The 26102-nt window shown below is 73.6% G+C and carries 18 protein-coding genes and 1 tRNA gene; 11 read left to right on the top strand and 8 right to left on the bottom strand.

Going from position 1 to position 26102, the window contains the following annotated elements:
- The first annotated feature begins 8 nt into the window (after nt 1-8).
- Nucleotides 9-710, top strand: a complete 702-nt coding sequence (locus AB0M29_RS21745; RefSeq protein WP_365384846.1) for an MBL fold metallo-hydrolase — start codon at nt 9-11, stop codon at nt 708-710.
- 8 nt (nt 711-718) lie between these two features.
- On the opposite strand, the gene AB0M29_RS21740 is transcribed toward AB0M29_RS21745, so the two are convergent.
- A complete protein-coding gene (locus tag AB0M29_RS21740; protein ID WP_365384882.1) occupies nt 719-1765 on the bottom strand; it encodes a methyltransferase domain-containing protein in 1047 nt (348 codons plus the stop codon).
- Nucleotides 1766-1931: 166 nt separating this feature from the next.
- On the opposite strand from AB0M29_RS21740, the gene AB0M29_RS21735 reads away from it, so the two are divergent.
- The 4 genes from AB0M29_RS21735 (at nt 1932) to AB0M29_RS21720 (ending at nt 9759) form a co-directional block, all read left to right on the top strand.
- Complete coding sequence (locus tag AB0M29_RS21735; protein ID WP_365384844.1) at nt 1932-2336, top strand: globin; 405 nt, start codon at nt 1932-1934, stop codon at nt 2334-2336.
- Nucleotides 2337-2466: 130 nt separating this feature from the next.
- Nucleotides 2467-5898, top strand: coding sequence for an ABC transporter permease (locus AB0M29_RS21730; protein ID WP_365384842.1), 3432 nt, complete (start codon nt 2467-2469; stop codon nt 5896-5898).
- Between the two features lies 1 nt (nt 5899).
- Complete coding sequence (locus AB0M29_RS21725) at nt 5900-8758, top strand: FtsX-like permease family protein (RefSeq protein ID WP_365384840.1); 2859 nt, start codon at nt 5900-5902, stop codon at nt 8756-8758.
- Entirely contained in the window at nt 8755-9759 is a 1005-nt protein-coding gene (locus AB0M29_RS21720; RefSeq protein ID WP_365384838.1) for an ABC transporter ATP-binding protein, read from the top strand. Before AB0M29_RS21725 ends, AB0M29_RS21720 begins: the two co-directional genes overlap by 4 nt.
- A gap of 103 nt (nt 9760-9862) precedes the next feature.
- Here AB0M29_RS21720 and AB0M29_RS21715 read toward each other — a convergent pair whose 3' ends face one another.
- The 7 genes from AB0M29_RS21715 to AB0M29_RS21685 form a co-directional block, all read right to left on the bottom strand.
- Nucleotides 9863-10546, bottom strand: a complete 684-nt coding sequence (locus tag AB0M29_RS21715) for a hypothetical protein (RefSeq protein ID WP_365384836.1) — start codon at nt 10544-10546, stop codon at nt 9863-9865.
- On the bottom strand, nt 10543-10965 hold the full coding sequence (locus tag AB0M29_RS21710; protein ID WP_365384834.1) for a thioesterase family protein: 423 nt from the start codon (nt 10963-10965) through the stop codon (nt 10543-10545). Before AB0M29_RS21710 ends, AB0M29_RS21715 begins: the two co-directional genes overlap by 4 nt.
- Nucleotides 10965-12629 carry an energy-dependent translational throttle protein EttA gene (gene ettA / locus AB0M29_RS21705; protein WP_365384832.1) on the bottom strand — a complete coding sequence of 555 codons (1665 nt, stop codon included), beginning with the start codon at nt 12627-12629 and terminating at the stop codon, nt 10965-10967. Before ettA ends, AB0M29_RS21710 begins: the two co-directional genes overlap by 1 nt.
- Nucleotides 12630-12809: 180 nt before the next feature.
- A complete protein-coding gene (locus tag AB0M29_RS21700; protein WP_365384830.1) occupies nt 12810-14219 on the bottom strand; it encodes a thioester domain-containing protein in 1410 nt (469 codons plus the stop codon).
- A gap of 246 nt (nt 14220-14465) precedes the next feature.
- A complete protein-coding gene (locus AB0M29_RS21695) occupies nt 14466-14885 on the bottom strand; it encodes a single-stranded DNA-binding protein (protein WP_365384828.1) in 420 nt (139 codons plus the stop codon).
- A gap of 158 nt (nt 14886-15043) precedes the next feature.
- Nucleotides 15044-17260: a GTPase gene (locus AB0M29_RS21690; protein WP_365384880.1), complete on the bottom strand. Its 2217-nt coding sequence runs from the start codon at nt 17258-17260 to the stop codon at nt 15044-15046.
- Between the two features lie 69 nt (nt 17261-17329).
- Nucleotides 17330-18973, bottom strand: a complete 1644-nt coding sequence (locus tag AB0M29_RS21685; RefSeq protein WP_365384826.1) for a dynamin family protein — start codon at nt 18971-18973, stop codon at nt 17330-17332.
- A 329-nt stretch (nt 18974-19302) separates the two neighbouring features.
- Between AB0M29_RS21685 and AB0M29_RS21680 the strand changes: the two genes are divergently transcribed.
- The 6 genes from AB0M29_RS21680 to AB0M29_RS21655 all read left to right on the top strand — a co-directional run bounded on the left by AB0M29_RS21680 (nt 19303) and on the right by AB0M29_RS21655 (nt 26084).
- Nucleotides 19303-19375, top strand: a tRNA-Arg gene (locus tag AB0M29_RS21680).
- Nucleotides 19376-19882: 507 nt separating this feature from the next.
- Nucleotides 19883-20929 (top strand): hypothetical protein, encoded by a 1047-nt coding sequence (locus tag AB0M29_RS21675; protein ID WP_365384824.1) that lies wholly within the window; start codon nt 19883-19885, stop codon nt 20927-20929.
- A gap of 81 nt (nt 20930-21010) precedes the next feature.
- On the top strand, nt 21011-22537 hold the full coding sequence (locus AB0M29_RS21670; RefSeq protein ID WP_365384822.1) for an amino acid permease: 1527 nt from the start codon (nt 21011-21013) through the stop codon (nt 22535-22537).
- The gene (locus tag AB0M29_RS21665; RefSeq protein ID WP_365384821.1) at nt 22537-23898 is read left to right on the top strand and encodes a glutamine synthetase family protein; all 1362 of its coding nucleotides are present in this window, start codon (nt 22537-22539) and stop codon (nt 23896-23898) included. The genes AB0M29_RS21670 and AB0M29_RS21665 overlap by 1 nt, the downstream gene beginning before the upstream one ends.
- A gap of 300 nt (nt 23899-24198) precedes the next feature.
- Entirely contained in the window at nt 24199-25347 is a 1149-nt protein-coding gene (locus AB0M29_RS21660) for a hypothetical protein (protein WP_365384819.1), read from the top strand.
- 245 nt (nt 25348-25592) lie between these two features.
- Complete coding sequence (locus tag AB0M29_RS21655; RefSeq protein ID WP_365384817.1) at nt 25593-26084, top strand: MarR family transcriptional regulator; 492 nt, start codon at nt 25593-25595, stop codon at nt 26082-26084.
- Nucleotides 26085-26102 lie beyond the last annotated feature (18 nt).

The following is a 26102-nucleotide window of genomic DNA, read 5'->3' as shown; positions in this document are numbered from 1 at the left end:
AGCGGGAGATGACCGCGGAACCGGCGCTGCGCCGCCTCGACCTCGGCTGGTTCGTGCGGCCTGGCTCGGAGACCGGGGACGGCGAGCCCCGGGTGGAGCCCGCGCTGTGCTACTTGGTGCGCCGCGGGGACGACCTGGTGCTCTTCGACACCGGTATCGGCACCGCGGACCCGGAAACGGACGCGCACTACCGGCCGTACCGGCGCCCGCTGGGGGCGGCGCTGGCCGGGGCCGGGGTGGCGGCGGCGGACATCTCGCTGGTGGTCAACTGCCATATGCACTTCGACCACATCGGCGGCAACCCGCTCTTCCCCGGCACCCCGATCGTGGTGCAGTCCGCCGAGCTGTCGGCGGCCCGCGGCGGCGGCCACTCCCCCGAGCACCTGGTGGGCTTCCCCGGGGCGCGGTACGAGGAGCTGTCCGGTGAGGCCGAGGTGCTGCCCGGGGTGTGGGTCGTCCCCACCCCCGGCCACACCGTGGGCCATCAGTCGCTGGTGGTGCGCCGGGCCGACGGCACCGTGGTGCTGGCCGGTCAGACCCACACCTCGGCGTCGGCCTTCGCCGCCGCGCAGTTGGCCGCGGTGGCGGTCGGGGACGGGGCGCGGCCGCCGCTGCCCGCGCCCGATCCGTGGGTGGCGCGGCTGCTCGCCTTCGACCCGCGGCGGATCCTGTTCGCGCACGACGCGGCGGTCTGGGAGCCGCTGGCCTGAGGGCCGGGTCAGACGGTCAGGTCCCAGCGATGCGGTCCTTCCGGCGAGTCCAGCCAGGCCCGCTGGCGCGTTCCCTCGACGGTCAGGCCGAAGCGGGCCCGCGGCGGGTGGTCGTACTCGCGGAACAGCGCGTGGGCGGACTCGGCGAGCGCCCACAGGTCGCGCGGGCCGCTGAGGTGGACGGTGCCGTCGGTGGCGGCGCGGGCCGCCGAGCCGTCGGCGGCCGTCAGCCGCGCGTCGCCGGTGGTCGGCGACCAGACGATGTCCAGCGGACCCACCACCAGGGTGAGCAGGAAGCGGAAGAGGTCGTTGCCGACGACGCGGGGCGGGGTGCCGCTGTCCCGGACCGTCTCGGCCTCGTCGGGCGGCGGCAGCATCGGCACCCGTCCCGCCGGGCCGCGCAGCGGCACGAAGAACGCGGGAGTGGACAGGAAGCGGCCCTCGGCCCGCTCCGGCCCGTAGACGGTGAGGTCGATCAGGCCGGTCGCGTAGGGCGCCAGGACCCGGCCGCCCGGTAGCACCTGCGCCAGCCAGGGCGCCGGGATCGACGGCAGCTCGCAGGTGGCCATGATCCGGTCGTACGGCGCTCCCGGCGGGTGGCCCGCGGCGCCGTCGCCGGTGACGACCGTGACGGACCGGGCGGCGGGCGAGCCGTAGGCGTCCAGGTGGGCGCGGGCGGCGTCGGTGATCTCCCGGTCGAGGTCGATGGTGGTGACGGCGTCCGGGCCGAGCCGGTGGGCCAGCAGCGCGGCGTTGTAGCCGGTCCCCGCGCCGACCTCCAGCACCCGCATGCCGTCGGTGACCTCCAGCGCCTCGCACATCAGCGCCATCAGCGACGGCTGGCTGCTGGAGGAGACCAGCTCGCCGCCGACCACATGGGTGGCGATCGGCTGGTCGGCGTAGGCCCCGGCCAGCGTCCGCAGCCGGCGCCGCGGGTCGGCGTCGTCCCCCGAGGTCCGGCCGGCGGGCACGAACAGGTGCCGCGGCACCTCGGCGAAGGCGGCCCGCCAGGCCGGGTCGGTGAGCCCGCCGCCCGCGACGATCCGCCGCACCATGCGGTTGCGCAGCGCGGTGGCCGCGACCCGGTACCGCCGGTCGCCTCCCCCGGGACCGGGTTCCGCGCCCGGGTGCGCCTCTGGTTCCGCCATGCCTCCATCGTGCGCCCGCGGCGGCGGTCCTACGACCCCGGTACTCGGCCGGGGCGTCTGCGACCATGGGAGGGTGAATGAGATCCCGCGCGGCACGCTGCAGCAGCAGACGTTCTACGAGCTGGTCGGCGGCGAAGCCACCTTCCGCCGTCTGGTGCACCTCTTCTACCAGGGGGTCGCGGCCGATCCCGAGCTGCGGGCGATGTACCCGGAGGAGGATCTGGGCCCCGCCGAGGAGCGGCTGGCCCTCTTCCTCATGCAGTACTGGGGCGGACCCCGTACGTACAGCGACAACCGCGGCCACCCGCGGCTGCGGATGCGGCACGCGCCGTTCGCCGTGAACCAGGCCGCACATGACGCGTGGCTGCGCCATATGCGGGCCGCCGTCGACGAGTTGGGGCTCGAACCCGCACACGAGACGCAGTTGTGGGACTACCTGGTGTACGCGGCGGCGTCCATGGTCAACACCCCCGGCTGAAAGCCACCTCTTGCGGAGGTAACGCGTCCGCCAAGCGGTCGGTCACGATCGCATTTCGACAATCTCGCACACTGGTCAACCCGCCCCCGCTGTTAGAGCATCCAGACAGCAACGAGACGGGGGATAGCCGGTGACGGGTTTTGTGCTGCTGCGCGTCCGCGCGCACCGGCTGCTGCTGACCGCCGCCCTGCTCACCGTGCTGCTCACCACGAGCGTGCTGGCCACCTTCACGGCGTTCACGAGCGCCATCGGTGACGCGGCGCTGCGCCGCACCCTCCAGCACCAGGCCGCCGACCAGGCCACCGTCGAGGTGACGGCGAACGTGGCGGGCCTGGACCGCAAGGGGCTGGATTCGGCCGTTCGCCGGACCGTGGGCGGCGCCTTCGCCGGACTGCCCTCCACGGTCGTGTCGTCCACCCGCTCGGGGCCCTACGGGCTGCCGCTCGCGCTGCGCCCGGCGGGCACGTCCAAGAGCACCGACCCCGATCTGACGCTGCTGGCCACCTTCGACCGGGCGCGCGTGACGCTGGTGGGCGGCGCCTGGCCGGGCGCCGCCGCCGCGGGCGGCACCGGTCCTGTCGACGTCGCGGTCCCGGAAGCCGTCGCACAGGCGCTGAAGCTGCACCCCGGCACCGCGCTCACCCTCACCGACCGGCTGGGCGGCAAGCCGCTGCACATCCGGGTCTCCGGCGTCTACAAGCCCGTCGACCGGACCACCCCGTACTGGCACCTCGACCCGCTGGACGGCCGCGGTATCCACACCGTCGCCTTCACCACCTACGGGCCGATGCTGGCCGACCCCGGCACCTTCGCGTCGGGACGGGTCACGGCCGCCGCGATGTCCTGGCAGGCCACCGGTGACTTCGCCACCGCCACCGCGGGCCGGATCACCGCGCTGGAGACCGGCGTACGCCAGACGATCGGCAATCTGCGCGACGACGCGGCGACCTCCGCCACCCAGGCGTCCAGCGGGCTGCCCGCGCTGCTGGAGGGCCTGCGGCGCAGCATGCTGGTCACCCGCTCCACGCTGCTGATCAGCGCGCTGCAACTCGTCATCCTCGCCGGGTTCGCCCTGCTGCTGGTCGCCCAACTGCTGGCCGAGGAGCGCGCCGGGGAGACCGCGCTGCTGCGGGCCCGCGGCGGCTCCCGTGTCCGGGTGGCCCGGCTCGCGGCCGGTGAGGCGGTGCTGCTGGCGCTGCCCGCCGTACTGGTGGCGCCGCTGCTGGCCGGTCCGGTGACCCGGATGCTGGCCGGTACCGGCGCGATGGCGCGTACCGGTGTCTCCCTCGGCGACGGCAGCGCCGCGGCGGCCTGGCTGGTGTCGCTGTGCGCGGCGCTGGCCTGCGCCTTCGCGGTGATCGTGCCCGCGCTGCGGACCAGCGGCTCCTACGCGGCGCAGCGGGCGGCGCGGTCCCGGCGCGGCGCGCTGCCCGGTCCGCTCCAGGCCGGCGCCGACCTCGGTCTGCTGCTGATCGCGGGCGTCGCGTACTGGCAGTTGCAGCGCCGGGCGTCCGGCAGCGGCGCGCTGAGCACCACCAGCAGCGGCGGCCTCGGGGTGGACCCGGTGCTGGTCGCCGCGCCCGCCCTCTGCCTGCTCGCCGGGACGGTCCTGGTGCTGCGGCTGCTGCCGCTGGCCGCCAGGCTCGCCGAGCGGCGGGCGGCCGGCGGGCGCGGCCTCGCGCTGGCGCTCGCGGGCTGGCAGCTCGCGCGCCGGCCCCGGCGCGGCGCGGGCGCGGTGCTGCTGCTGGTGCTCGCCGTGGCGATGGGGATGTTCGCGATCGGCCAGGGCGCGAGCTGGGACCGTTCGCAGCGCGACCAGGCGGACTTCACCGTCGGCGCGGACATCCGGGTCACCGGGATGACCACCCCGCCGTTCGCGCAGGCCGGGATCTTCAGCCATGTCCCCGGCATCACCGCGGCGGCCCCCGCCACCCGCAGCCAGCTGCTGCTGACCCAGCAGCGCAACGCGACCGCGCTGGTGATCGACACCAAGGCGGCGGCCTCCTCGATGCGGTTCCGCTCCGACCTGACCGGCGGCCGTTCCGTCGCCGACGTGCTGGCGCCGCTGCACGGCGGCGCGAAGGGTTCGGCGGCCGCGCCGACCACCACCTCCGGCTTCGCCATGCCCGGCGACACCGCCACGGTCGCCTTCACCGCGACCCTGCGCGCGACCGCACCGGGCGGCGGCGCGCTGCCGCACACCGACATCCCCGACGTCGCCGACCACCTGAGCGCGACGCTGGTCGACGGCCTGGGCGTGGACTACGACTTCTCGCTCGGCGACCTGCCGCCCGACGGCGCCCCGCACGTCCTCACCCTGGACCTGGCGTCCTCGCTGGGCTCCGCGGGAGGCGCGCCCTCCGGGCCGCTGCGGCTGGTGCGGATCGACACCGTCTTCACCGTCCCCGGGCAGGCCGAGTCCCGCGTGCTCAGCCTGTCCGACGCGCGGATCACCGGCACCGACGGCAAGGTCACGCCGCTGGGCCGGGCCGCCGGGCAGTCCTGGAACTCGGATGTGGCGTTCGACGACCCGTCGCTGTCCGACCTGCCGTCGAACGTGGCGCCGGGCGCCTTCGACCCCCACACCGACGGTCCGGCGCTATTCAGCCTCACCTACCGGACCGGCAAGATCGAGTACGCGCCCAATTCGTACCAGCAGCCGCCGACGGTGACCGTGCACTCGCGGGCCCCGCACCCCGACGCGCCCACCCTGACCGCGGTGGCCACCGACGACTACCTGCGGGCGGTCGGCGCGAAGGTCGGCAGCTCGGTCCAGATCACCCTGAACGGCGTGGACGCCCCCGTGCGGATCGTCGGCTCGGTGCACGCGATGCCCGGCACCGTCGACCAGGACACCGCCGTGCCGGACACCTCGGACACCTCCGGCGCCCAGGGCGGCGCGAGCGCCACCGACGGCGGGGACAGGAACGTCGGCGGGATGCTGCTCGACCTGCGCGCCGTCAACCAGCTGCTGGAGTCGCAGGACGCGACCCCGCTGCAGCCCACCGAGTGGTGGGTGGCCACCAAGCCCGGCAGCACCGCCCAGGTGGCCGCCACCCTGCGGGCCCGCAACGACATCGACACGCTGCTGGTACGGGACGAGAGCGCGGCCGAGCTGCGCGCCGACCCGCTCGGCGCCGGGCCGCAGTCCGCGCTGCCCGCCGCGGTGATCGCCGCCGCCGTACTGGCCGCGGTCGGCTTCGCCGTCAGCTCGGCGGGCGCGATCCGCGAGCGCAACGCCGAGTTCGCGGTGCTGCGGGCGCTCGGCGCGCCCCGCCGCAAGCTCGCCCGGATGATCGCCGCGGAGCAGGGGCTGCTGGTGCTGATCTCGCTGCTGGTGGGGGTGGCGCTCGGGGCGCTGCTCACCCGGCTGGTGACGCCGCTGATCGTGCTCACCGCGCAGGCCGCCCAGCCCGTCCCGACCCTGCTGGTCCGGCTCCCGGCCGGACCCCTCGTAGAACTGCTGGCCGTGGTCCTGGCAGCCCCCCTCCTGGTGGTGCTGGCGACGGCGATCCGGCGCGGCGATCCGGCGTCGGCACTGCGTCGCCAGGGGGAGGACTGAGATGGCGGACAACGCGCGTGAGCCGGAGACGGCGCCGGAGTCTGATACCGAGACGGCTCCCGACGCCGTGGCCGCAGAGACGGCGGGGCGTGTGCTGACGTCGTGGGTGCGGGTGCGGCTGCGCTCCGCGCCCGCCGCGGCCCTGGCGACGGCTGTCCTCGTCCTGGTCACCGCCTTCCTGGCGGCCTCGCTCCCCCGGTCCATCGACCGCTACGAGAACACCGCGCTGCGCGAGGCGATCGGGCAGGCGCAGATCCGCGACCAGGGCGTCAGCCTCACCGACTCCTACTCGCCGTCGGCCGAGAGCGCCACCGACCCTCTGGCGCCGTCCTCGATCGACACGGTGGAGCAGGACTTCCAGCACATCGTCCGGCCGCCGCTGAAGCTGAAGAAGGGCCAGGCCGTCTACGGGGCGCGCACCGCCGACGAGCCCATGGTGACCGACCCGGAGCTGCCGCGTACCTCGGAGCACGCACCGGGCGCCGACCTGGTCGCCCAGGCCGGACTCGACGCGCAGGTACGGATGGTGGCCGGACGGCTGCCGCGCGCCAGCGTGGACGACGCCCAGGGCGGCAGCTCGCAGATGCACATCGAGGGCGTGGTCACCGAGAAGACCGCGCAGGTGCTGCACCTCAAGGTCGGCCAGACCCTGCACCTGCGCAAACTCTCCCCGGAACCGCTGGCCGTGACCATCTCCGGCATCGTCGCCCCGCTCCGGCCGTCCTCGCCGTACTGGAACGAGGACCCCGACCTGCTGGAGCCGCACGTCACCTCGCCGCCGGTCGCGCTCGGCGACGAGCCGCACACCTACTGGCACTTCACCGTGCTGCTGAACCGCTTCGGCGCCGGCTCGCTGCCGATGCTCGGCTCCAACATCACGCTCTACTGGCACCACCCGGTGGACACCTCGGGACTGTCCGCGCACGAGGTGCCCGCGCTGCAGCGCCAGTTGTCGTCCCTGGAAACCGGTCCCGACGCCGCGCGGCTCCAGGGGGAGACCGGCTCCGGGGTGCATGTCACCGGCGGTGTCGGCGATGTGCTCGACGCCTTCTCCAAGGAGCGTTCCGCCGCATCGCCGCTGGTGCTGATCGCGGCGGTCGGCGTGGGCACGACGGCGTTCGCGGTGCTGCTGATGGCGGGCGGGCTCGCCGCCGAACGCCGCCGCGGTGAGATCGCCCTGCTGCGCTCGCGCGGCGGCTCGCTGCGCGGCATCTTCCGGCGGCTGCTGTCGGAGACGACGGCCGCTGCCGTGCCCGGCGGCGCGGCGGGCACCGCGCTCGCGCTGTACCTACTGCCCGGCGACAGATACATGCTGCCGGTGCTGCTCGGCGCCGCGGTCACCGTGGCGGCCGCCCTGGCGCTGCCGCTGCGCGCGGCAGCGGCGGTGCGCAAGCCGCGCCCCGCGGCCCGGGAGGACGTCGCGGCGGCCCGCCCGTCGCGCCGCCGCCTGGTGGCCGAACTGACCGTCACCGTACTGGTGGTGGGCGCGGTGGTCGCGCTGCGCCAGCGCGGTACGGACAGCGGCAGCGACCCGTATCTGGCGGCGGCTCCGGTGCTGGTGGCGGTGGCCGCGGCGCTGGTGCTGCTGCGGGTGTACCCGCTGCCGCTACGACTGCTGGCCCGCCCGGCGGCGCGGCTGTCCGGCGCCGTCACCCATCTCGGGCTGGCCCGCGCGGGCCGCTCCCCCGCCACCAGCCAGCTTCCGCTGCTGGCGCTGCTGGTGTCGCTGACCGTGGCGTCCTTCGGCGGCTCGGTGCTGGCCGGTATCGACCACGGCCGCGACCGGGCGGCGACCGCCACCGTCGGCGCCGACGCCCGGATCGACGCCCGCTTCGCGCTGCCGCAGCAACTGCCCGACCAGGTACGGAAGGTCGCCGGGATCGGCCGGATGCTCACCGTCCGGGTCGAGCCCAACAGCCCCACCGTCGCCTTCGGGACCTCGTACGCGCTGGTGATCGTCGACCCGGACGCGTACGCCGCGCTCACCCACGCGATCGGGCTGCCCGCCTTCCCCGCCGCGGCCCTCGACGGCCCCGGCACCGGCTCCGGCCCGCTGCCCGCGGTGCTCTCCCCCCGGCTCGCCTCGGTGCTGGGCCACGGGACCACCACCATCGAGTCGACGGTCGGCTCCACGAGCATCAGGGCCGCGGGAGTGCTGTCGACGACGCCCGCCGCGCCCGGCACCGACTTCGTGATCGTCTCGTCGCGCCAACTGGCCGCACGGCACGCGGACATGGCGTCGTACAACCAGTACACCGCCCCCACCGTGCTGCTGGCGATGAACGCGCCAGGCAAGCACATCGACGGCAAGGCGCTGCACGCCGTGGCCGCGAAGTCCACCGCGTACGTGACGGTGCTGCTGCGCAGCGAGCAGCGGGCCGCGCTGAACGACACCACGCTGCAGCACGGTGCGCGCCGTCTGTACCTGGCGGCGGTGGCGGCGGGCGCCGCCTACAGCGCGCTGGCCATGCTGCTGTCGCTGCTGCAGGCGGCCCCCGGCCGTGCCACGCTGCTGGCCAGGCTGCGCACCATGGGAATGACCCGCCGCCAGGCGCGGCGGCTGGTACTTCTGGAGATGCTGCCGCAGGTGCTGCTCGCCGCGGGCGGTGGCGTACTGGTCGGCCTGGCGGTGATCCCGCTGCTGGGCCCCGGGGTCGATCTGCGGGCCCTCACCTTCGGCTCCGGCCGCCAGGATCTGGTACCGGTCGACTTCGGGCTCGGCCTGCGGGCCGATCCGTGGTCGCTGGCCCTGCCGTCGGCCGGGCTGCTGGTACTGGCCTTCGCGGTGCTGCTGGCGCAGGTGTGGCTGAGCGGACGGCGGCGTGAGAGCACGGAGTTGAGAGTGGGAGACCGCGTATGAGCACCGCACAGGACACCGCCGGGGCGGCCGCGCCGGTCAGCAGCCTCGCCGAGCTGGAACGGCAGGCCGCCGAGCGGCGCGACCGGCCCGCGTACGGCAAGGACGCGCTGATCAGCTGCGACCGGCTGGTACGGATCTTCACCGCGGACGGCGTCGAGGTGCAGGCCCTGCAGGGGCTCGACCTGCTCGTCGCCAAGGGCGAGTTGATGGCCCTGGTCGGGGCGTCGGGCAGCGGCAAGTCCACGCTGCTCAACATCCTCGCCGGGCTCGACGTGCCCACCGCGGGCGCGGCGGCGGTCGGCGGCTACGACCTGCTGTCGATGGACGCCAAGGCCCGGCTGCGGTACCGCCGCGAGGTGGTCGGCTTCGTCTGGCAGCAGACCGCCCGCAACCTGCTGCCGTATCTCACCGCCGCGCAGAACGTGGTGCTGCCCATGCAGCTCTCCGGCCGCACCGAGGGCCTGCGCTCCAAGCGGCAGCGGGCCGCCCGCGCGGGCGAACTCCTCGACATGCTCGGCGTCGGCTACTGCCACGACCGGCACCCCGGCCAGATGTCCGGCGGCGAGCAGCAGCGCGCCGCGATCGCCGTGGCCCTGGCCAACAACCCCGCGGTGATCCTCGCCGACGAACCCACCGGCGAACTCGACTCCGTCACCGGCGAGCAGGTCTTCGCGGCCTTCCGCACCGCCAACGAGGAACTGGGCACCACCGTCGTGGTCGTCACCCACGACCACGCCGTCGCCAACGCCGTCCGCCGCACGGTCGCCATCCGCGACGGCCGCACCGCCTCCGAGGTCGTCCGCCACACCGAGGTCGACGAACACGGCCAGGAGTCCGTCGTCGCCCGCGAATACGCCACCCTCGACCGCGCCGGCCGCCTCCAACTCCCCCGCGACTACACCGAAGCCCTCTCCCTCCACACCCGCGTCCTCCTCGAACTCGAACCCGACCACATCGGCGTCTGGCCCGACCCTTCGACTCCGCCGGCGGAAGGCAAGTAGCCCGCCACCGACGGCGAGGACGCCCCACGAGGAGGCCCGCAGGCGGCAGCGAAGTGGTACGGGTGGGCGGGTGGGAAAGAGGAGCCGGGCCGCGGGCCCGGTTTCAGGCGGGGCTGACGGACAGCCCGGCCCCGGGAGCGGCGGTGCGGTGCGCAATGGACCCGTACCCCGTACGAAGCCGCACCCACGGCCCCGCGGCAAGGACGACCGCCTCCTCAGCCCGAAGAAAGCCGACCGCATGGGCAGCATGCACGACCCGCAGGGTCAACCCCGGCACGTCACTGCCGAACGCCCGCCCCCACAACTCCTCCGCGAGCGCGTCCAGCGCAACCCTCGTCCGCGCCGAAGGCGCCAACTCCTCCGTACGCGTACGGAACTCCCCGATCACGGAAGCCGCGGCCGCCCGCAACCCCAAGACGTCCAGCTCCGCGACCCGCCGCCAGCCGCCGCGCGGCGGCAGCACCCCGGCCCACGACGGCCCGGTGACGGACGGCGGCACGACCAGCTCCCCGTCCCCCCGGGAAGCCACCGCGTCGGCGGCGTCGAGCAACTGCCCGGCCGACACCGTCGCGTCGACGGCCGCCGCCACCCCCGCCCCGCCCAGCGCAGCGTTCCGCACGGCGAGCACGCCGCCGAACGGCGGGTGCCCGAAGACGCCGAGCGCGGCCTCCCCCTCAGCGGAGCGCAACCGCACCACCGCCGCCTTGTCCCAGCGGATGAGCCGCCCGAGGAAGGCGGCGAGATCCGCCGCCTCCCCGGCGCCGCCGAGGCCGAGCCGATCCGTCATACGGCGACGGCCCGCTTTTCGAGGTAGTCCTCCAGGAACGACCGCTCCTCGCGGGTGATCCGCCGCGGCCGTCCGGCCTCCAGGTTGTACGGGACCACGACCGTCGAGGCCCGTACGTAGACCACGTCGCCGTCCTTGACCTCGTACGCCACGGTCATGGACGCCGCCGATATGTCCGTCACCCACGTCTCGATGGCGACCGGCGTGTGCCGGTGGACCAGCGGCCGCAGATAGTCGATCTCGTGCCGTGCGACGACAGACCCGCCCGTGAAGGACGCGCTTCCCTCGCCCGGCGCCAGCCGCCACATGAACTCGATCCGCGCCTCCTCCAGATACCGCAGGAAGGAGACGTTGTTGATGTGCCCGAAGGCGTCCATGTCCGACCAGCGCAGCGGGCAGTGGAAGATGTGCCGCGCCATCAGCCGCGGGTCAGCTTCTTGTAGGTGGCGCGGTGCGGGCGGGCCGCGTCCGCCCCGAGCCGCTCGACCTTGTTCTTCTCGTACGACTCGAAGTTGCCCTCGAACCAGTACCAGCGGCTCTCGCCCTCGTACGCCAGGATGTGCGTCGCCACCCGGTCGAGGAACCAGCGGTCGTGGGAGATGACCACGGCCGCGCCGGGGAACTCCAGCAGGGCGTTCTCCAGCGAGCCGAGCGTCTCGACGTCGAGGTCGTTGGTGGGCTCGTCGAGGAGCAGCAGGTTGCCGCCCTCCTTGAGGGTGAGCGCCAGGTTGAGGCGGTTGCGCTCACCGCCGGACAGCACGCCCGCGGGCTTCTGCTGGTCCGGGCCCTTGAAGCCGAAGGCGGAGACATACGCCCGGGACGGCATCTCGACCTGGCCGACGTTGATGTAGTCCAGCTCGTCGGAGACGACGGCCCACAGCGTCTTCTTCGGGTCGATGTTGGCGCGGCTCTGGTCGACGTAGCTGATCTTGACCGTCTCGCCGACCTTGATCTGGCCGGAGTCCGGCGTCTCCAGGCCCTGGATCATCTTGAACAGCGTGGTCTTGCCCGCGCCGTTCGGGCCGATGACGCCGACGATGCCGTTGCGCGGCAGCGTGAACGACAGGTCGTCGATGAGCACCTTGTCACCGAACGCCTTGGAGAGGTTCTGCACCTCGACCACGATGGAGCCCAGACGCGGGCCCGGCGGGATCTGGATCTCCTCGAAGTCCAGCTTCCGCACCTTGTCGGCCTCGGCGGCCATCTCCTCGTAGCGGGCCAGACGCGCCTTGGACTTGACCTGGCGGCCCTTGGCGTTGGAGCGGACCCACTCCAGCTCCTCCTTGAGGCGCTTGGCGCGCTTGGCGTCCTTCTGCCCCTCGACCTTGAGGCGGGCCGCCTTCTTCTCCAGGTACGTGGAGTAGTTGCCCTCGTACGGGTGCGCCCGGCCGCGGTCGAGCTCCAGGATCCACTGGGCCACGTTGTCGAGGAAGTACCGGTCGTGGGTGACGGCCACGACGGTGCCCGCGTACTTGGCCAGGTGCTGCTCCAGCCAGTTGACCGACTCGGCGTCGAGGTGGTTGGTGGGCTCGTCGAGCAGCAGCAGGTCGGGGGCCTCCAGCAGCAGCTTGCAGAGCGCGACGCGGCGCTTCTCACCACCGGACAGGGTGGTGACCGGCCAGTCGCCGGGCGGGCAGCCCAGCGCGTCCATGGCCTGCTCGAGCTGCGCGTCCAGGTCCCAGCCGTTGGCGTGGTCGAGCTGCTCCTGCAGCTTGCCCATCTCCTCCAGCAGCGCGTCGGAGTAGTCGGTCGCCATCAGCTCGGCGATCTCGTTGAACCGCGTCAGCTTCGCCATGGTGTCGGCCGCGCCGTCCTGCACGTTCTGCAGCACGGTCTTCGACTCGTCCAGCTCCGGCTCCTGCAGGAGCATCCCCACGGAGTACCCGGGCGACAGGAACGCGTCACCGTTCGACGGCTGCTCCAGCCCCGCCATGATCTTCAGGACGGTCGACTTACCGGCGCCGTTCGGCCCCACGACACCGATCTTCGCCCCCGGCAGGAAGCTCAGCGTGACATCGTCGAGGATCACCTTGTCGCCGTGGGCCTTGCGGGCCTTGCGCATGGTGTAAATGAACTCAGCCAAGAGAAACCGTCCGGCAGATCGAGAAGGGCCAATGTGCGGCACCGCCGCGTGAGGGCAGATACACCCCATCTTGCCGTACGTCCACCCATGGCGGCGAACGGGTAGGTGATGGGGCCGGGAAAGGGGTGGGCCCCGGGGCACCTCCTGGGGAGGTGGACCGGGGCCCGGGTGGGGCTGGGGTCACTCCGCGGTGGTGGAGGACTTCTTGCGGCGGAAGAAGAAGGCCGCGCCGCCGCCGACGACGACCAGGGCGATGGCTATGCCCGCGATCATCGGGGTGGCGTTGCTGCTACCGGTCTCGGCGAGGTTGCCGTTGCCGCCGGTGCCGCCCGAGGTGGCCGGGGCGGGCTGGTTGGTGGAGGGGGTCGGGCCGGGGGTGGCCGTCTTGCAGTCCAGGGTGCCCTCGAAGGTCTTCACCTTGCCGTTGGGCAGCGCGATGTCGATCCTGTACTTCTGGTCCTCCTTGACGGGGACCGTGATCGTCTGCGACTTGCCCGGGGCGACGGTGTAGGACTTGCCCTCGAGCTGGAAGGTGAAGTTCTCGTCGCCCTGGTTGGACGCGGTGACGTCCACGCCGTTCTTGGCGCACACGACCATGGCGGACAGCGCCGGGATCGGGCCCTTCTTGGCCCACGAGACGGTGGCGCCCGCGGTCACCGGGGTGCTGTCGGAACCGGCGAGGATCTGGGTCTGGCTGGGCTTGCCGTTGTCACCCGTGCCGGTGAAGGCGCGGCCGATCGGCACCGGGGTGGTGGCGGTCACGGTGACGGTGGTGCTGCCGTCCGCGGTGCCCGCGGGGACGTCGAAGTAGAGCTTGGTGCCGTCCTTGGCGGTGGTGACGGGCTTGCCCTGGGCGTCGACCAGCTTGACGCCGGGGGCGCCCGCGGCGAGCACCGGCTGGGCGGAGGCGGCGTTGGTGTGCACGGTCACCGGGCCGAGGCGGTCGCCGGACTTGCCGGAGACCGCGGCCGGGGTGAGCGTCAGCGACGGGGCGGGCTCGGCGAGGACGGTCGCGGTGTTGTACAGGTACTCCGCGAGCTGCTCGGCGGCCGGGTCGGCGGCCTTGACGTCCACGCCGTCGGAGTAGCGCCAGATCGCGACCTGGGTGCCGGCCGCGGCGGTCTTCTGCGTCAGGGTGTCGGAGTGCGCCGCCTTCGCCAGCGCACCGAGGTCGCTGACCTGCGGGAAGGAGTGCTGCAGGATCCAGGTGATCTTGCCCGCGTTGTCCTTGTCCTTGCCCGGCCCGTACAGCGACGTCGCACTCCAGGGCACTTCCTGGTACGTGGCGTTGCGCTGCGTGTGGTTGTTGAAGTCGATGCAGTAGGTGAGGATGCTGCCGCCGCCGGTGACATCCATCTTGAACAGGCCCGCGGCCACGTTGTGGCTGGCGCCGCCGCCGTCAGCGACGGTCGCGGTGTCCGACAGGTCGCCCTGAAGACCCTCGAGGGTCGCGGTCGCACCGCTCGACGACGGGGTGCCGCCGTCGGCGAACGCGGAACCCGCACCCGCTATCGCGCCGGTGGCGAGCAGGCCGGCGGTGACCCCGGCGGCCGCTAGGCGGGCAGCGCTCCGCCTGTAGCTCTTGAACATGAATTTCCCCTCCGGGCGAGGCGGGTCGGTCATGAGGAGGGTCGCCTCGCCTGCAGCTCCGAGCCCCCGTGCCTATGAACGACGAAATCCTAGGAACCATGCGTCACAGGGCTACCGGCAGGGTCACCGGTCCCGCCTTTCGACGCCCAATCGTTACCCGGCGGTAGGCATGTTTCTGGGATTGTCGATAAGTCTTCGACGGAATTCATCCCCGGAAATCCCGCCGAATACGGATAAGCCGGATGCTCAGGGCGCCGCCGCGGCGGCGGGCAGCGAGGGAGCCGGAATCGCTGGTTCCGCCCGGGCCGCCGCGGTGCGGCTGAAGCGGGAGACCCCGCGTGCCAGATCGTGGCCGACGGCGACCGCCTCGATCTCGGCGGCGAGGAAGCGGCGGCCGTCGCGCTCCTCCTCACGGATCCTCAGCCGCCCCTGGACGACGAGGGGTTCGCCGAGACCGACGGACTCCTTCACGTGCCCGGCGAGGGTGCGCCAGGCGCGCACGGTGTAGAAGCTCGTGGCGCCGTCCATCCACGCGCCGCGCTCGGCGTCCCAGCGGCGCGTGGTGGTCGCCAGCCGGAAGCGGGTGACGGGCACGCCGGTGCCGGTCGACTGCGTCTCGGGCTCGGTGGCGACATTCCCCACGACGGTCACCAGTGTCTCGTTCATCGCACGGTCCTCCCTCTGCGGCCTTTACGGCCGCTGGCCTTGTGATGGCGTTCCGTTGCCGGAAACGCGATCCGGTAAGGACATCGTGCGGGAATTCCGGGCGCCGTGGAAAAACCGGCTGGAATCTGTGGATAAGCGGGCCGTTGTGGATATCTTCGTCACCCGGACGTGGAAACAGTGTGTGCGGAGGGGGTGGAGTGAGGGGTGCGTCGGGCGCCGGCGACCACGGCGTACTGCTCGCGCACCTCGCGGTAGCGCATCAGCTCCGCGGCGAGCGGTTCCAGCACCCGGGCCCGGCCGCAGTCCGCGGCGGCGCCGCGCAGTCTGCGCTCGGCGTCCTGGCCGTAGCGGCGGGCCGGGCCGCGGGCGGCGATCCGGCAGATCCCGGCGACGAGCGGCCCGCCGAGGCCGCCCGCCGTGATCATCACCAGCGGCGGCCACCACGACAGATCGAGTGCCCCGCGGGCGACCGCGGCCAGGCAGACCGCGCCCGCGAGGGCGAGCGCCATCAGCAGCCACTGGACGGCTCCGGCCGCCGACCACCAGCCGGGCCGCTCAGGCGGCCCCGGCACCGCCCGCGCCGTCGCCTCGTCCAGCGCCGCCGGCAGCCCGTCCCCGCCCCGCCGGGCGGCGTCCCGTACGGCCTGCGCCCACGGCGCGGGCAGCCCGCGCGCCGCGTCGGCGACGACCCCCCGCACCGCCTCGTCCACCACCGGCCGCGACGCGACCGGCCCGGTATCCCGACGGACCCGCCCGGCACCGATGGCCGCGCCCGTACCGGAGCCGGCGGCCGGGCCGCTCGTGCCGCCGCCCAAGCGCCCGGCACCGCCCGCCCCAGCCCTCCCCCGGCCTGCGACCACCGCAGGGCCGCTCGTGCCGCCGCCCGAGCGCCCGGCACCGCCCGCCGCGGCCGGGGCGGCCGTACGCCGTTCGGGTGAAATCGGGGCGGGGCGCGCGGGCGGGGCGGCCGGGCGGGAACCCGGGGGCGCGGGGGGCCGTTCGGCGAGGAGACGGGACCAGGGGGTGCCGCAGGCCGCTGCGGCGGCGCGGGACCAGTCGCGTTCGGCGGACTGGCCCGCTCCGGCCGCGCCCACCGCGTCCGCGAGGCGGTGCACGAACTCCTCGCGGGCCTGGTCGGTGAGGCCCGTGAGACCTCCGTCGCCGACGTAGAGGGGGTGCAGTGTGTGTGCGGTGCGGTCGATGTCGGCCGCGAGGCGCCGTCCGGCAGCGGCGCGCTCGCCGGTGATCTGGGCGAGTGCGGCCCGTAGATCGGGCATGCCCTCGCCGGTGAGGGCGGAGGCGGCCAGGACCACGGCCCCGGCCTCGCCGTGCTCGCCGACCGCGATGCCGTCCTCGTCGAGCAGCCGCCGCAGATCGTCGAGGACCAGGTCGACGGCGTCCCCGGGCAGCCGGTCGACCTGGTTGAGCACCAGGACGGTGACGTCCGCGTGGCCGGACAACGGCCGCAGATACCGCTCGTGCAGCGCCGCGTCGGCGTACTTCTCCGGGTCGAGCACCCACACCACCACGTCCACCAGCCGCAGCAGCCGGTCCACCTGCTCGCGGTGGCCGGTCGCGGCCGAGTCGTGGTCGGGCAGATCGATCAGCACCAGCCCGTCGAGACCGTCCCTCCCGCCGAATCCGCCCCCCGGCCCCGGCCCCGGCCACGAGCCCGCGTCCGGCCCGGCACCCGGCCCCGGGACACGCCCCGCATCCGGTGCCGCCCCACCGCCCCGCCCCACCGACCCCGCGCCCCCGCCGAATCCGGCCCCCGGCCCCGAGCCTGTGTCCGGCCCGGCCCCCGGCCCCGGGACACGCCCCGCGTCCGGTGCCGCCCCACCGCCCCGCCCCACCGACCCGGCGCCCCCGCCGAATCCGGCCCCCGGCCCCGAGCCTGTGTCCGGTCCGGTGCCCGGCCCCGGGACGAACCCCGCTCCGGACGCCGGGGCGAAACCCGCTCCGGGCACCGGCCGCGGCGCCGCCCACGGCCCCGTGTATCGGTCGCCCGGGGCGATACCGAGCCGGTCGAGCAGTCCGGCCGCGCGCTCCGGCTGCCAGGCGTAGGCCACGGGTCGCGCGGTGGTGGGCCGTCGTACGCCCGTCTCGGACAGATGCCGCCCGGCGAGGGTGTTGAACAGCGTGGACTTGCCGCTGCCGGTGGCGCCGGCCAGCGCCACCACGGTGTGGTCCAGCGACAACCGCCGCCGCTCGCCCACGCGTTGCAGCAGCTCAGCGGGCTCGGCGAGTGCCTCGGGGCTGATCCGGGTCCTGGACAGGCCCAGCAGTTCGCCCAGGGCGTCGACCCGCGCGGTCAGCGGGTCGGCGGCGGTGCCGGGTCCTCCCTCGCCAGGGCCGCCGGGTCCTTCCGCGGACATGCGCGACGGGTCCGGCGTGCCCGAAGTGCCGTCCCAGCGCGCGGTCCTGGCCACCTGGCTCACAGGTCCTCACCGTTCCTTCTGCAGCAGGGAGAGCGCGGCGATCAGCGAGGACTGCTGGCGCGCGGTGACGTCGTAGCCGTCCACGGGGGCGAGCCGCCGCTCGCGCTCGCCGCGCAGCAGCGCGGCCACCGCGTGGTCGAACTGATCGCGGGCGGCGTCGCACAGCCGCAGGGCGGCCGGTGCGCCGACGGTCTCGGCGAGCCGCTCCCCCGCAAGGCGCCCGCGGGGGCCGCCGAGCAGCGCGGTGGCCAGCAGCGCGGCCAGGTCCTCGGGGTCGGCCGCCGGGCGGTCGGCGTCGCGGCCGGCGCGCGCCTGGGCGTGGGCGAGGTCGGTCAGGCCACGGCGCCAGCGGCGTACGCCCTTGTCGATCCTGGTGGCCACCGCCACCCGGTCGCGGTCGGGGCGGGCGGTGGGTTCGCCGAGCAGGGCCGCGCCCGCGCGGTCGCGTTGCCAGCCCTCGGCGACGCGTTCGTCGGCGGCGTCGGTCTCGGTCCGCAGCAGCGCCGCCAGTTCCTCGGCCAGCGCGTGCTGGAGGGCGCCGGGGCCGCAGGCGGGGTAGCCCCGCCAGTGCGCGAGCGCCTCCCCGGCGAGCGGGATGCCCGCGTCGACGGCGGCGGTGATCCGCTCGGCCGCCTGTTCGTACGCGTCCTCGGCGGCGCGGGCCAGCCGGACCGCGGCCGCGTGCTGGGCGGCGGAGGCGGCGGCGAGCGCGGGCAGGCGGCCGCGCAGCGAGTCGAGCACCCCGGCGGCGGTACGCCGTGCGGCCTGCTGGCGGGCGGCCGGATCCTCGGCGCAGTGGGTGAGCCAGCCCCGCAGCGCGGCGACCGCGGACTGCGGCAACAGCCCGCCGTTTCCCGCCGATTCGGGGAGTTCCGGCACGGTGAAGCGGGGTACGTCGCCGAGCCCGGCCTTGGCGAGCAGCGCCGCGTAATGGCCGCCGACGTCCTCGGCGATCTGGTGCGGGACGCGGTCCAGCACCGTGGCGAGCGTCACGTCGTACTCCTTGGCCGTACGCAGCAGATGCCAGGGCAGCGCGTCGGCGTAGCGGGAGGCGGTGGTGACCAGGATCCAGATGTCGGCGGCGCAGATCAGCTCGGCGGCCAGTTCGCGGTTGCGGGTGACCAGCGAGTCGATGTCGGGGGCGTCGAGGAGGGCGAGGCCGCGAGGCAGCGAGTCGTCGGTCTCCAGCCGCAGTTCGGCCTGGCGCTCGGCATGGCCTGATGCCGTACGGCCGTAGCCGTCGCCGTCGCCTCGGCCGCGCGCCCGCTGCCGCACCGGCCAGGCGCGTACCAGGCCGGGCAGCACCCGGGGGTCGGCGAACCAGGCACGGTCCTCGGGGTGGCAGACGAGTACGGGGGTGCGGGTGGTGGGCCGCAGCACTCCGGCCTCGCTGACCCGGCGGCCGACGATCGAGTTGACCAGGGTCGACTTCCCGGCGCCCGTCGAGCCGCCGACCACCGCCAGCAACGGTGCTTCGGGGGCCGCGAGCCGGGGGACGAGATAGTCGTCGAGCTGGGTCAGCAGTTCCTGGCGGGTGCGGCGGGCGCGGGCGGCGCCTTCGAGTGGGAACGGAAAACGGGCGGCGTCGACGCGATCACGCAGCGCGGACAGCGCGTCGAGCAGCTCGGGCCGTACGTCCAAGATCGCCACAATGGCAGAATGCCCCATATTGGAGCATTTTTGAAGCGTATATCGGGTAGTTCGCCCCATTCGGCCCGCAGCACCGCCAACCGGCGGCAATCAGGGACGAGGGGGCAGAATGAGCCACCGGCATAACGAGTGCACAACAGCAGCGTTGCGAGCCGTCAAAAGCGATGCACCTTCTGCACATGCCTGCGATTATCGGACCGCTTCACCGAACCTCCACAACATGTCACGCGGGTGAAGCGCCCGGCAGCAGGCGTGTGGCGCCCTATCCTTGACCTCGGTACAAGGTCACGGAACCACCATGGGGCGGAGACAGCCGCGGCCACTGTCCGGCCCCCGTAGCTCAGTGGATAGAGCAGGCGCCTTCTAAGCGCTTGGCCGCAGGTTCGAGTCCTGCCGGGGGCACCCAGCCGCAGTGCGGCAACTGGCCGAAAATGCTCCCTCCCGCCGGGCGATGTCCCCGGCCGGGGGTTGACGCGAAAACGGAATCAAACACACCGATTTCCCGCTATCCAGGACTCTCTTCCCGCATGCGTGAGTGGTCAATGTTGTCTGAGTGACGGGATAACTCTTCGGTGATATCGTCCCCACGGTGCGTGCGCGACCCCTTACGGGGAGCTGTCGGCTGGACTCCGCCGAACCGTCATCATCCGGCGTTTCAGCGGCAGTTCACTTCGCGCGTGGGCGAACGCGCAACGAGGGGAACCGGGGGAAACGCACCCTGATCCCGTCGTCGCGGGTGTCCGGGTCGGCCGACGGCGGGCCTCGCCAACTCCCCAGACCCGAGGACTCCGCCGCGATGACGCTCGCCCCCTCCCGACCGGCACCGACCCACCCGGCCCACCCCACTCACCCGACCCACCCGACCCAGGTGCGATTAGCCACCGCCCCGGCCACCGCTCGGCTGGGCTGATGGCGGGCGAGGGTACCGATTTTCGGCCGGTGTACCACCCGGCCGGGCTGGACACCGAGCTGCGGCAGACGCTGGAGGAGGTCCGCGCCGGCCGGTGGCGGGCGATGGCGGAGCTGCTGGCAGGGACGGGGACGGACTGGGGGCGGCGGACCGCCCGCTCCCAGGCGCTGGCCGCGACGGCGGCCCGGTCGCACGTGGTGCGCGAGTGGCAGACCGAGGAGCCCGGCAGCACGGACGCCCGGATGATGCGGACCCGGGTGATGACGGAACGGGCGCTGCACGCCCACCGGGAGAAGCACGCCAAGGCGTGGGCGCTGGGGTCCGAGGCCAGACAGGACGCGCTGGCCGCCGCGACGAGCGCGCCGAAGGACCCCGTCCCCTGGGTCTGCCTGCTGGCGCTGGCCCAGCTGGACATCGACCAGATACTGGAGGAGCACCGGCAGGCGCCGCCGGAGCAGATGCTCCCCAGCGGGCCGTGGCGGCTGCTGGAACAGCTCCACCGGCGCGATCCGCTCAACCGCGAGGGCCATCTGCGCGCCCTGCAGTTCTTCCTGCACACCCGCGAGGGCGGCTCCTCCGCGGCCCTGCAGTTCGGGCGCTGGGTCAGCAGTTGGGCGCCCGAGGAGTCGGGGTCCGCGCTGCTGGTGCTGCCGCTGTACGGCTATGTCGAGCACTTCCGGCAGCGGCGCAGGGCCGGGCGCTACGACGCGCTGTCCCGCTTGCAGTGGACCCGCGAGCCGGTGGTCCCCGACGCGCAGCGCGCGTACAACGGCTGGTTCGCGCGGTCGGTCCCGGAAACGCGTTCGGTGCAGGACCTCAGCTATCTGGCGCACGCCCTGTGGGCGGGCCGGGCGCACGAGCAGGCCGCGCCGGTGTTCCGCGCGATGGGCCCGTACGCCTCCGCGCAGCCGTGGGGGCACGTCAGCAACGATCCCGGGGACCCGGCGTCCGGTCAGGAGGAGTTCCTGCGCGCCCGCGCCCAGTGCCTGGCGGTCAGCCCCGGCTCCGCACCGCGTGACGGCCCGCGCCACAGCGCCCGCGGCTGAGGTCCGCCCCACCCGCACGTCCGCCCCACCCGCACGACCGCCCGCTCGCTCTCCCGCAGTTCCGATCTGGAGGTTGTCGCTGTGCCTGCTCTGGAAAAGTCCGCCAACGCGTTGGCGGACGACGACGCGCTGCTCGCGGATCTCGGGTACCAGCCCGAGCTGAGCCGGAAGATGGGCTCGTTCGGGAACTTCGCCATCTCCTTCAGCGTGATCTCGGTGCTGTCCGGCTGCATGACGCTGTACGGCTTCGGCCTGACCACCGGCGGCCCCGCCGTGATGCTCTGGGGCTGGGTGGGTGTGGGCGCGATGGTGATGTGCGTCGGCGCGGCGCTCGCCGAGATCACCTCGGCGTACCCGACCTCGGGCGCGCTCTACTACATGGCCGAACGGCTCGGCGGCCGCCGCTGGGGCTGGTACACCGGCTGGCTCAACCTGCTGGGCCTGCTGGGCGCCATCGCGGGCATCGACTACGGCGCCGCGCTCTTCTGCGGCGCCTTCGCCAACCTCCAGTGGGGCTTCTCGCCGACGCCCGGCAAGACCATGCTCATCTACCTGGTGATCCTGGTGCTGCACGCGCTGGTGAACATGTCCGGCGTGAAGCTGGTCGATCTGCTGAACTCGATATCGGTGTGGTGGCACATGGGCGGCGTCGCCGTCATCGTCGGCGCGCTCACCTTCAAACCGGCCCACCACCGGTCGGCGCACTTCGTGTTCACCACGTTCGCCAACGGCACCGGCTGGTCCAGCAGGTTCTACGTCGTCGCGCTCGGCCTGCTGCTGGCGCAGTACACCTTCTCCGGCTACGACGCGTCCGCGCACCTGTCGGAGGAGACCACCCAGGCGCAGATCAGCGCGCCGCGCGGGATCATGCGGGCGATCGGCTGGTCGTGGGTGGCCGGGTTCGTGCTGCTGGCCGGGATGACCTTCGCGATCCAGGACTACGCGGGCACCCTGGCCTCGGACACCGGTGTGCCGCCTGCGCAGATCTTCCTGGACGCGCTGGGCGCGACGGGTGCGAAGCTGCTGCTGGCGCTGGTGATCGTGGCCATGCTCTTCTGCGGCAACGCCGAGACCGCCGCCTGCTCGCGCATGGTGTTCGCCTTCTCCCGGGACCGCGCGCTGCCGGGCTGGCGCTGGTGGCGCCGGGTCAGCGGCCGCAACGCCGCCCCCAAGCAGGCCGTGTGGCTGGCGGTGACGGTGGCCGCCGTGCTGGCGCTGCCCTCGCTCTACTCCCCCGTCGCGTACGGCGCGGTGACCGCGATCAACGTCATCGGCATCACGCCCGCCTACGCCATCCCGATCTTCCTGCGGCTGCGGGCCGGGAGCGAGTTCGTCCCCGGACCGTGGACGCTGGGCCGCTGGAGCCGTCCGATCGGCGTCGTCGCGGTGGTCTGGGTGGCGTGTGTGACCGTGCTGTTCTGCCTGCCGCAGACCCGTCCTGCGCACCACCTGGTGACGGTGCAGTCCTTCAACTACGCCCCCGTCGCGCTGGCCGTGGTGCTGGTGCTGGCCACCATCTGGTGGTGGACGGCGGGCCGCCGCTCGTACGACGTGCCCGCGCTGGCCGGGCAGCAGGAGCTGGCCCGGTACGCGGACGAGGTGGTGTGATGCCGTCCCCGCTCGACGAACTGCGCGCCCGGGTGGCGGACGGCTCGGTGCGCACCGTGCTGCTGGCGCTGCCCGACATGCAGGGCAGGCTGAAGGGCAAGCGGTACCCGGCCGGGTTCTTCCTCGACCAGTTGGCCGGGAGCAGCGCCGAGGTGTGCGGCTACGTGCTGGCCACCGATGTCGACATGCGGCCGCTGGAGGGCTACGGCCTGGCGTCGTGGTCCAGCGGTTACGCCGATCTGCTGCTCGTGCCCGACCCGTCGACCGTACGGCTGCTGCCGGGCGACGACGGCTGCGCGCTGGTGCTGGGCGATGTACGGGACCAGGAGGGGCTGCCGGTGGAGGTGGCCCCGCGGGAGGTGCTGCGCCGTCAGCTCGACGGGCTCGCGGCGCTCGGCCTGACCGCGCGGATCGGCCTGGAGACCGAGTTCACCGTCTACCGGGGCACCCGGGAGGCGGACGGCGCGGTGCCGGTGCCGGTCTCGGCCCACAACCTGGACTACGCGCTGAGCCACTCCCGCCCGCTCGCCGGGTATCTGCGCGGCCTGGAGGAGTCGCTGGCCGGGTCGGGGCTGCCGCTGGAGGCGGTCAAGACCGAGGCGGCGTCCGGGCAGGTGGAGATCACCTTCCGGTACGGCGAGCCGATGGCGGCGGCGGACGGGCATGTGCTGTTCAAGCACCTGGCCCGCGAGGTGGCGCACGGGCACGGACTGACGCCCACCTTCATGGCCGCACCCGTGACCGGCGTCGGCAACGGGCTGCATGTGCATCTGTCGCTGTGGCGGGACGGGAAGCCGCTCTTCCCCGGTGGCGCCGGCAACCGCGCGGCCACCAGCGGCCCGGCCGGGATGTCGGCGCTCGCCGGGCAGGCCGTCGCGGGCCTGGTGGACACCGTGCCGCAGCTCATGCCGCTGATGCTGCCGCAGGTGAACTCGTACAAGCGGCTGGTGGCGGGGTCGTTCGCGCCCACCCGGATGACCTGGGGGCCCGACAACAGGACCTGCGCGGTGCGGGTGGCGGGTCACGGCAGCGGGCTGCACCTGGAGTTGCGGGTGGCGGGCGCCGACGCGAATCCGTATCTGCTGGCCGCCGCGTCGCTGGCGGCCTGCCGCTACGGCATCGAGCAGGGGCTCAAGCCCTCCGCGCCGCTGACCGGGAACGCCTACGAGGCGGTCGAGGCGCCGCTGATCCCGTCCGGTCCCTCGGCCGGGCTCGGGGCCTTCCGGGAGAGCCGGGTCGCGCGCGAGCTGCTCGGCGAACGCGTCGTCAGGCACTACGCCCGCGCGGCCGAGATCGAGATCGAGGCGCTGGCCATGGAGGTCACCGACGCGGAGCGGCGCAGGGGCCTGACCCGGGCGTAGAGCCTGCCAGGGGCCCGGCCGGGCGTCCGGTGGCAGGGAGCCTGTCCGCCATCGGGGTGAGCGCGGCCGTCCTGTCTGCCCGGGGCAATCCTTACGGACCGGGGACACAGGGCGGCTTCGCGGCTTTTGTCCCACCAAAGAGGTGGCCGGGAGCCTAATCTGAAGATCAGTCCGGCAGTGCGTGGGTGCCGTGAACTCCCTTGGCCAGTACGGGAGTTGACGGCTGTTCGGCATGCCCGCCGGGCCTCGTCCAGCCCGGCCGGCCCCCGGCCCCCACCTCTCCGTACGAGGAGTTCCGTCATGTCCTTCGCCCGAAAGGCCCGCACCGCGGGAATCGGCGCGGTCGCCGTCGCCGCCGCCGCGCTCCTGGCCGCACCGGCCGCCACCGCCGCGCCGTCGCGCCCGGATGTCGTGCGCGAGAGCGCCCCGGTGTTCGTCCAGAGCGACAACCTCACGGCCAACACCGTCGTCGCGTACCACCGCGACGAGGACGGCGTGCTGAGCCAGAGCGCCGTCTACCCCACCGGCGGCCGGGGCGGCAAGCTCTACGGGTCGGTCGTCGACCATCTGGCCTCGCAGGGCTCACTCGCCTACGACCGGTCCCACGGGCTGGTCTACGCGGTCAACGCGGGCAGCAACAGCGTGACCGTCTTCGCGGTGCACGGCGACCGGCTCGAACGGCTGCAGGTGATCGGCTCCGGCGGCAGGTTCCCGGTCAGCATCGGCGTCCACGGCGACCTGGTGTACGTGCTCAACGCGCTCAACGGCGGCAGCATCCAGGGCTTCGTCCGCCAGGGCGACCAGCTGGTCCGCGTGCCCGGCTGGAACCGCGAGCTGCACCTCGACCCGATGGCCACCCCGCAGTTCACCCACACCCCCGGGCAGGTCGACTTCACCCCGGACGGGTCCAAGCTGGTCGTCACCACCAAGGACGCGGCCAACACCATCGACGTCTTCGCCGTGGGCCGGGACGGCGCGGCCGCCCAGCGGCCGGTGGTGACGCAGACGCCGGGCGCGGTGCCGTTCGGCTTCGTCTTCGACCGCGCGGGCCGCCTCCAGGTCACCGAGGCGGGGCCGAACGCGGTCGCCACCTTCGTCGTCAACCGCGACGGCACGCTGACCCCGGTCGGGTCGGCCGCCACCGGCCAGGCGGCCACCTGCTGGGTGGTCCGTACCGACGGCAGGCTCTACGCGTCCAACGCGGGCAGCGCCAGCCTGTCCGGCTTCCGGGTGGGCCGGGGCGGCGCGCTCACCGCGCTGGGCAACACCACCACGCACGCGGGCACCGTGGACGCCGCCGCCTCCAGCGACCAGCGCAACGTCTATGTGCAGACCGGCGCGGCGGGCATCGTGGACGAGTTCCGGGTGAACCGGGACGGTTCGCTCACCTCGATCGGCTCCGTCACGGTGCCGGGCGCTGTCGGCGGCGAGGGCATCGTCGCAGGCTGACCGGGTGTGAACCCCGGGTGCGACAGCGCCCGTCCGCCCCTGGTGGCCGTCGCCGCCACCAGGGGCGGACGCGTTTTCCGGAAGTCGTACGAGTTTGTGAAGGAGTTGTGAGAGGGTGTGCGCCGTAACCACCCTTATCATCCGTTCGGCCGATAACCGGAATACCGGCTACCGCCACACGGCGGGGTCAGGGTGATGGGGTAGCTTCTAGTCTCCGCGTGCCATCGATGCGAGGATCGTTGCGTATGGATTCCACACTGCCCAGGGCCGCGTCGGCAGCACGGCGGCGCAGGCGGTTGCAGAGCAGGATCAGGGAGGGTCTGCGCGATCTGACCGTGCAGATAGCCCTGCTGAACCACCAGGTGGGCAACCATCTGGAGCTGCGCGACGCCGACCTGGAGTGCCTCGACCTGGTGAGCCGCTACGGCCCGATCGGCCCGACCGCGCTGGCCAAGCGCGCGGGGCTGCACCCGGCCACGCTGACCGGGGTGCTGGACCGGCTGGAGCGCGGCGGCTGGGTGATCCGTACGCCCAACCCCAGCGACCGGCGCGCCATCCTCGTCCAGGTCCTCAAGGACCGGGAGGCGGAGGTGGTGCAGATGTTCTCCGCGCTCAACACCGCGATCGACGGCATCTGTTCGGAGTACGACGACTCCGAGCTGACGATGATCACCGAGTTCCTGCACCGGGTCGCGCGGGAGGGCCAGCGGGCGACGGACGACCTCGCGGAGAGCTGACCGCCCGCGGGTCCGGGG

Origin of the sequence: Streptomyces sp. NPDC051976 (assembly GCF_040680795.1) — a bacterium.
In the GTDB taxonomy this organism is placed as follows: Bacteria; Actinomycetota; Actinomycetes; order Streptomycetales; family Streptomycetaceae; genus Actinacidiphila.
Note: the sequence above shows the minus strand (reverse complement) of the source record. Positions and strands in the feature narration are given on the sequence as shown.

Bases quoted from the DNA above. Each gene is read 5' to 3' on its own strand.
- AB0M29_RS21720 (WP_365384838.1), top strand. From the start codon at position 8,755: ATGAGCACCGCACAGGACACCGCCGGGGCGGCCGCGCCGGTCAGCAGC.
- AB0M29_RS21665 (WP_365384821.1), top strand. From the start codon at position 22,537: ATGCCGTCCCCGCTCGACGAACTGCGCGCCCGGGTGGCGGACGGCTCG.
- AB0M29_RS21740 (WP_365384882.1), bottom strand. From the start codon at position 1,765: ATGGTGCGGCGGATCGTCGCGGGCGGCGGGCTCACCGACCCGGCCTGG.
- AB0M29_RS21710 (WP_365384834.1), bottom strand. From the start codon at position 10,965: ATGGCGCGGCACATCTTCCACTGCCCGCTGCGCTGGTCGGACATGGAC.
- AB0M29_RS21745 (WP_365384846.1), top strand. From the start codon at position 9: ATGACCGCGGAACCGGCGCTGCGCCGCCTCGACCTCGGCTGGTTCGTG.
- AB0M29_RS21695 (WP_365384828.1), bottom strand. From the start codon at position 14,885: ATGAACGAGACACTGGTGACCGTCGTGGGGAATGTCGCCACCGAGCCC.
- AB0M29_RS21660 (WP_365384819.1), top strand. From the start codon at position 24,199: ATGTCCTTCGCCCGAAAGGCCCGCACCGCGGGAATCGGCGCGGTCGCC.
- AB0M29_RS21655 (WP_365384817.1), top strand. From the start codon at position 25,593: ATGGATTCCACACTGCCCAGGGCCGCGTCGGCAGCACGGCGGCGCAGG.
- AB0M29_RS21690 (WP_365384880.1), bottom strand. From the start codon at position 17,260: ATGTCCGCGGAAGGACCCGGCGGCCCTGGCGAGGGAGGACCCGGCACC.
- AB0M29_RS21700 (WP_365384830.1), bottom strand. From the start codon at position 14,219: ATGTTCAAGAGCTACAGGCGGAGCGCTGCCCGCCTAGCGGCCGCCGGG.
- AB0M29_RS21675 (WP_365384824.1), top strand. From the start codon at position 19,883: ATGGCGGGCGAGGGTACCGATTTTCGGCCGGTGTACCACCCGGCCGGG.
- AB0M29_RS21725 (WP_365384840.1), top strand. From the start codon at position 5,900: ATGGCGGACAACGCGCGTGAGCCGGAGACGGCGCCGGAGTCTGATACC.
- AB0M29_RS21715 (WP_365384836.1), bottom strand. From the start codon at position 10,546: ATGACGGATCGGCTCGGCCTCGGCGGCGCCGGGGAGGCGGCGGATCTC.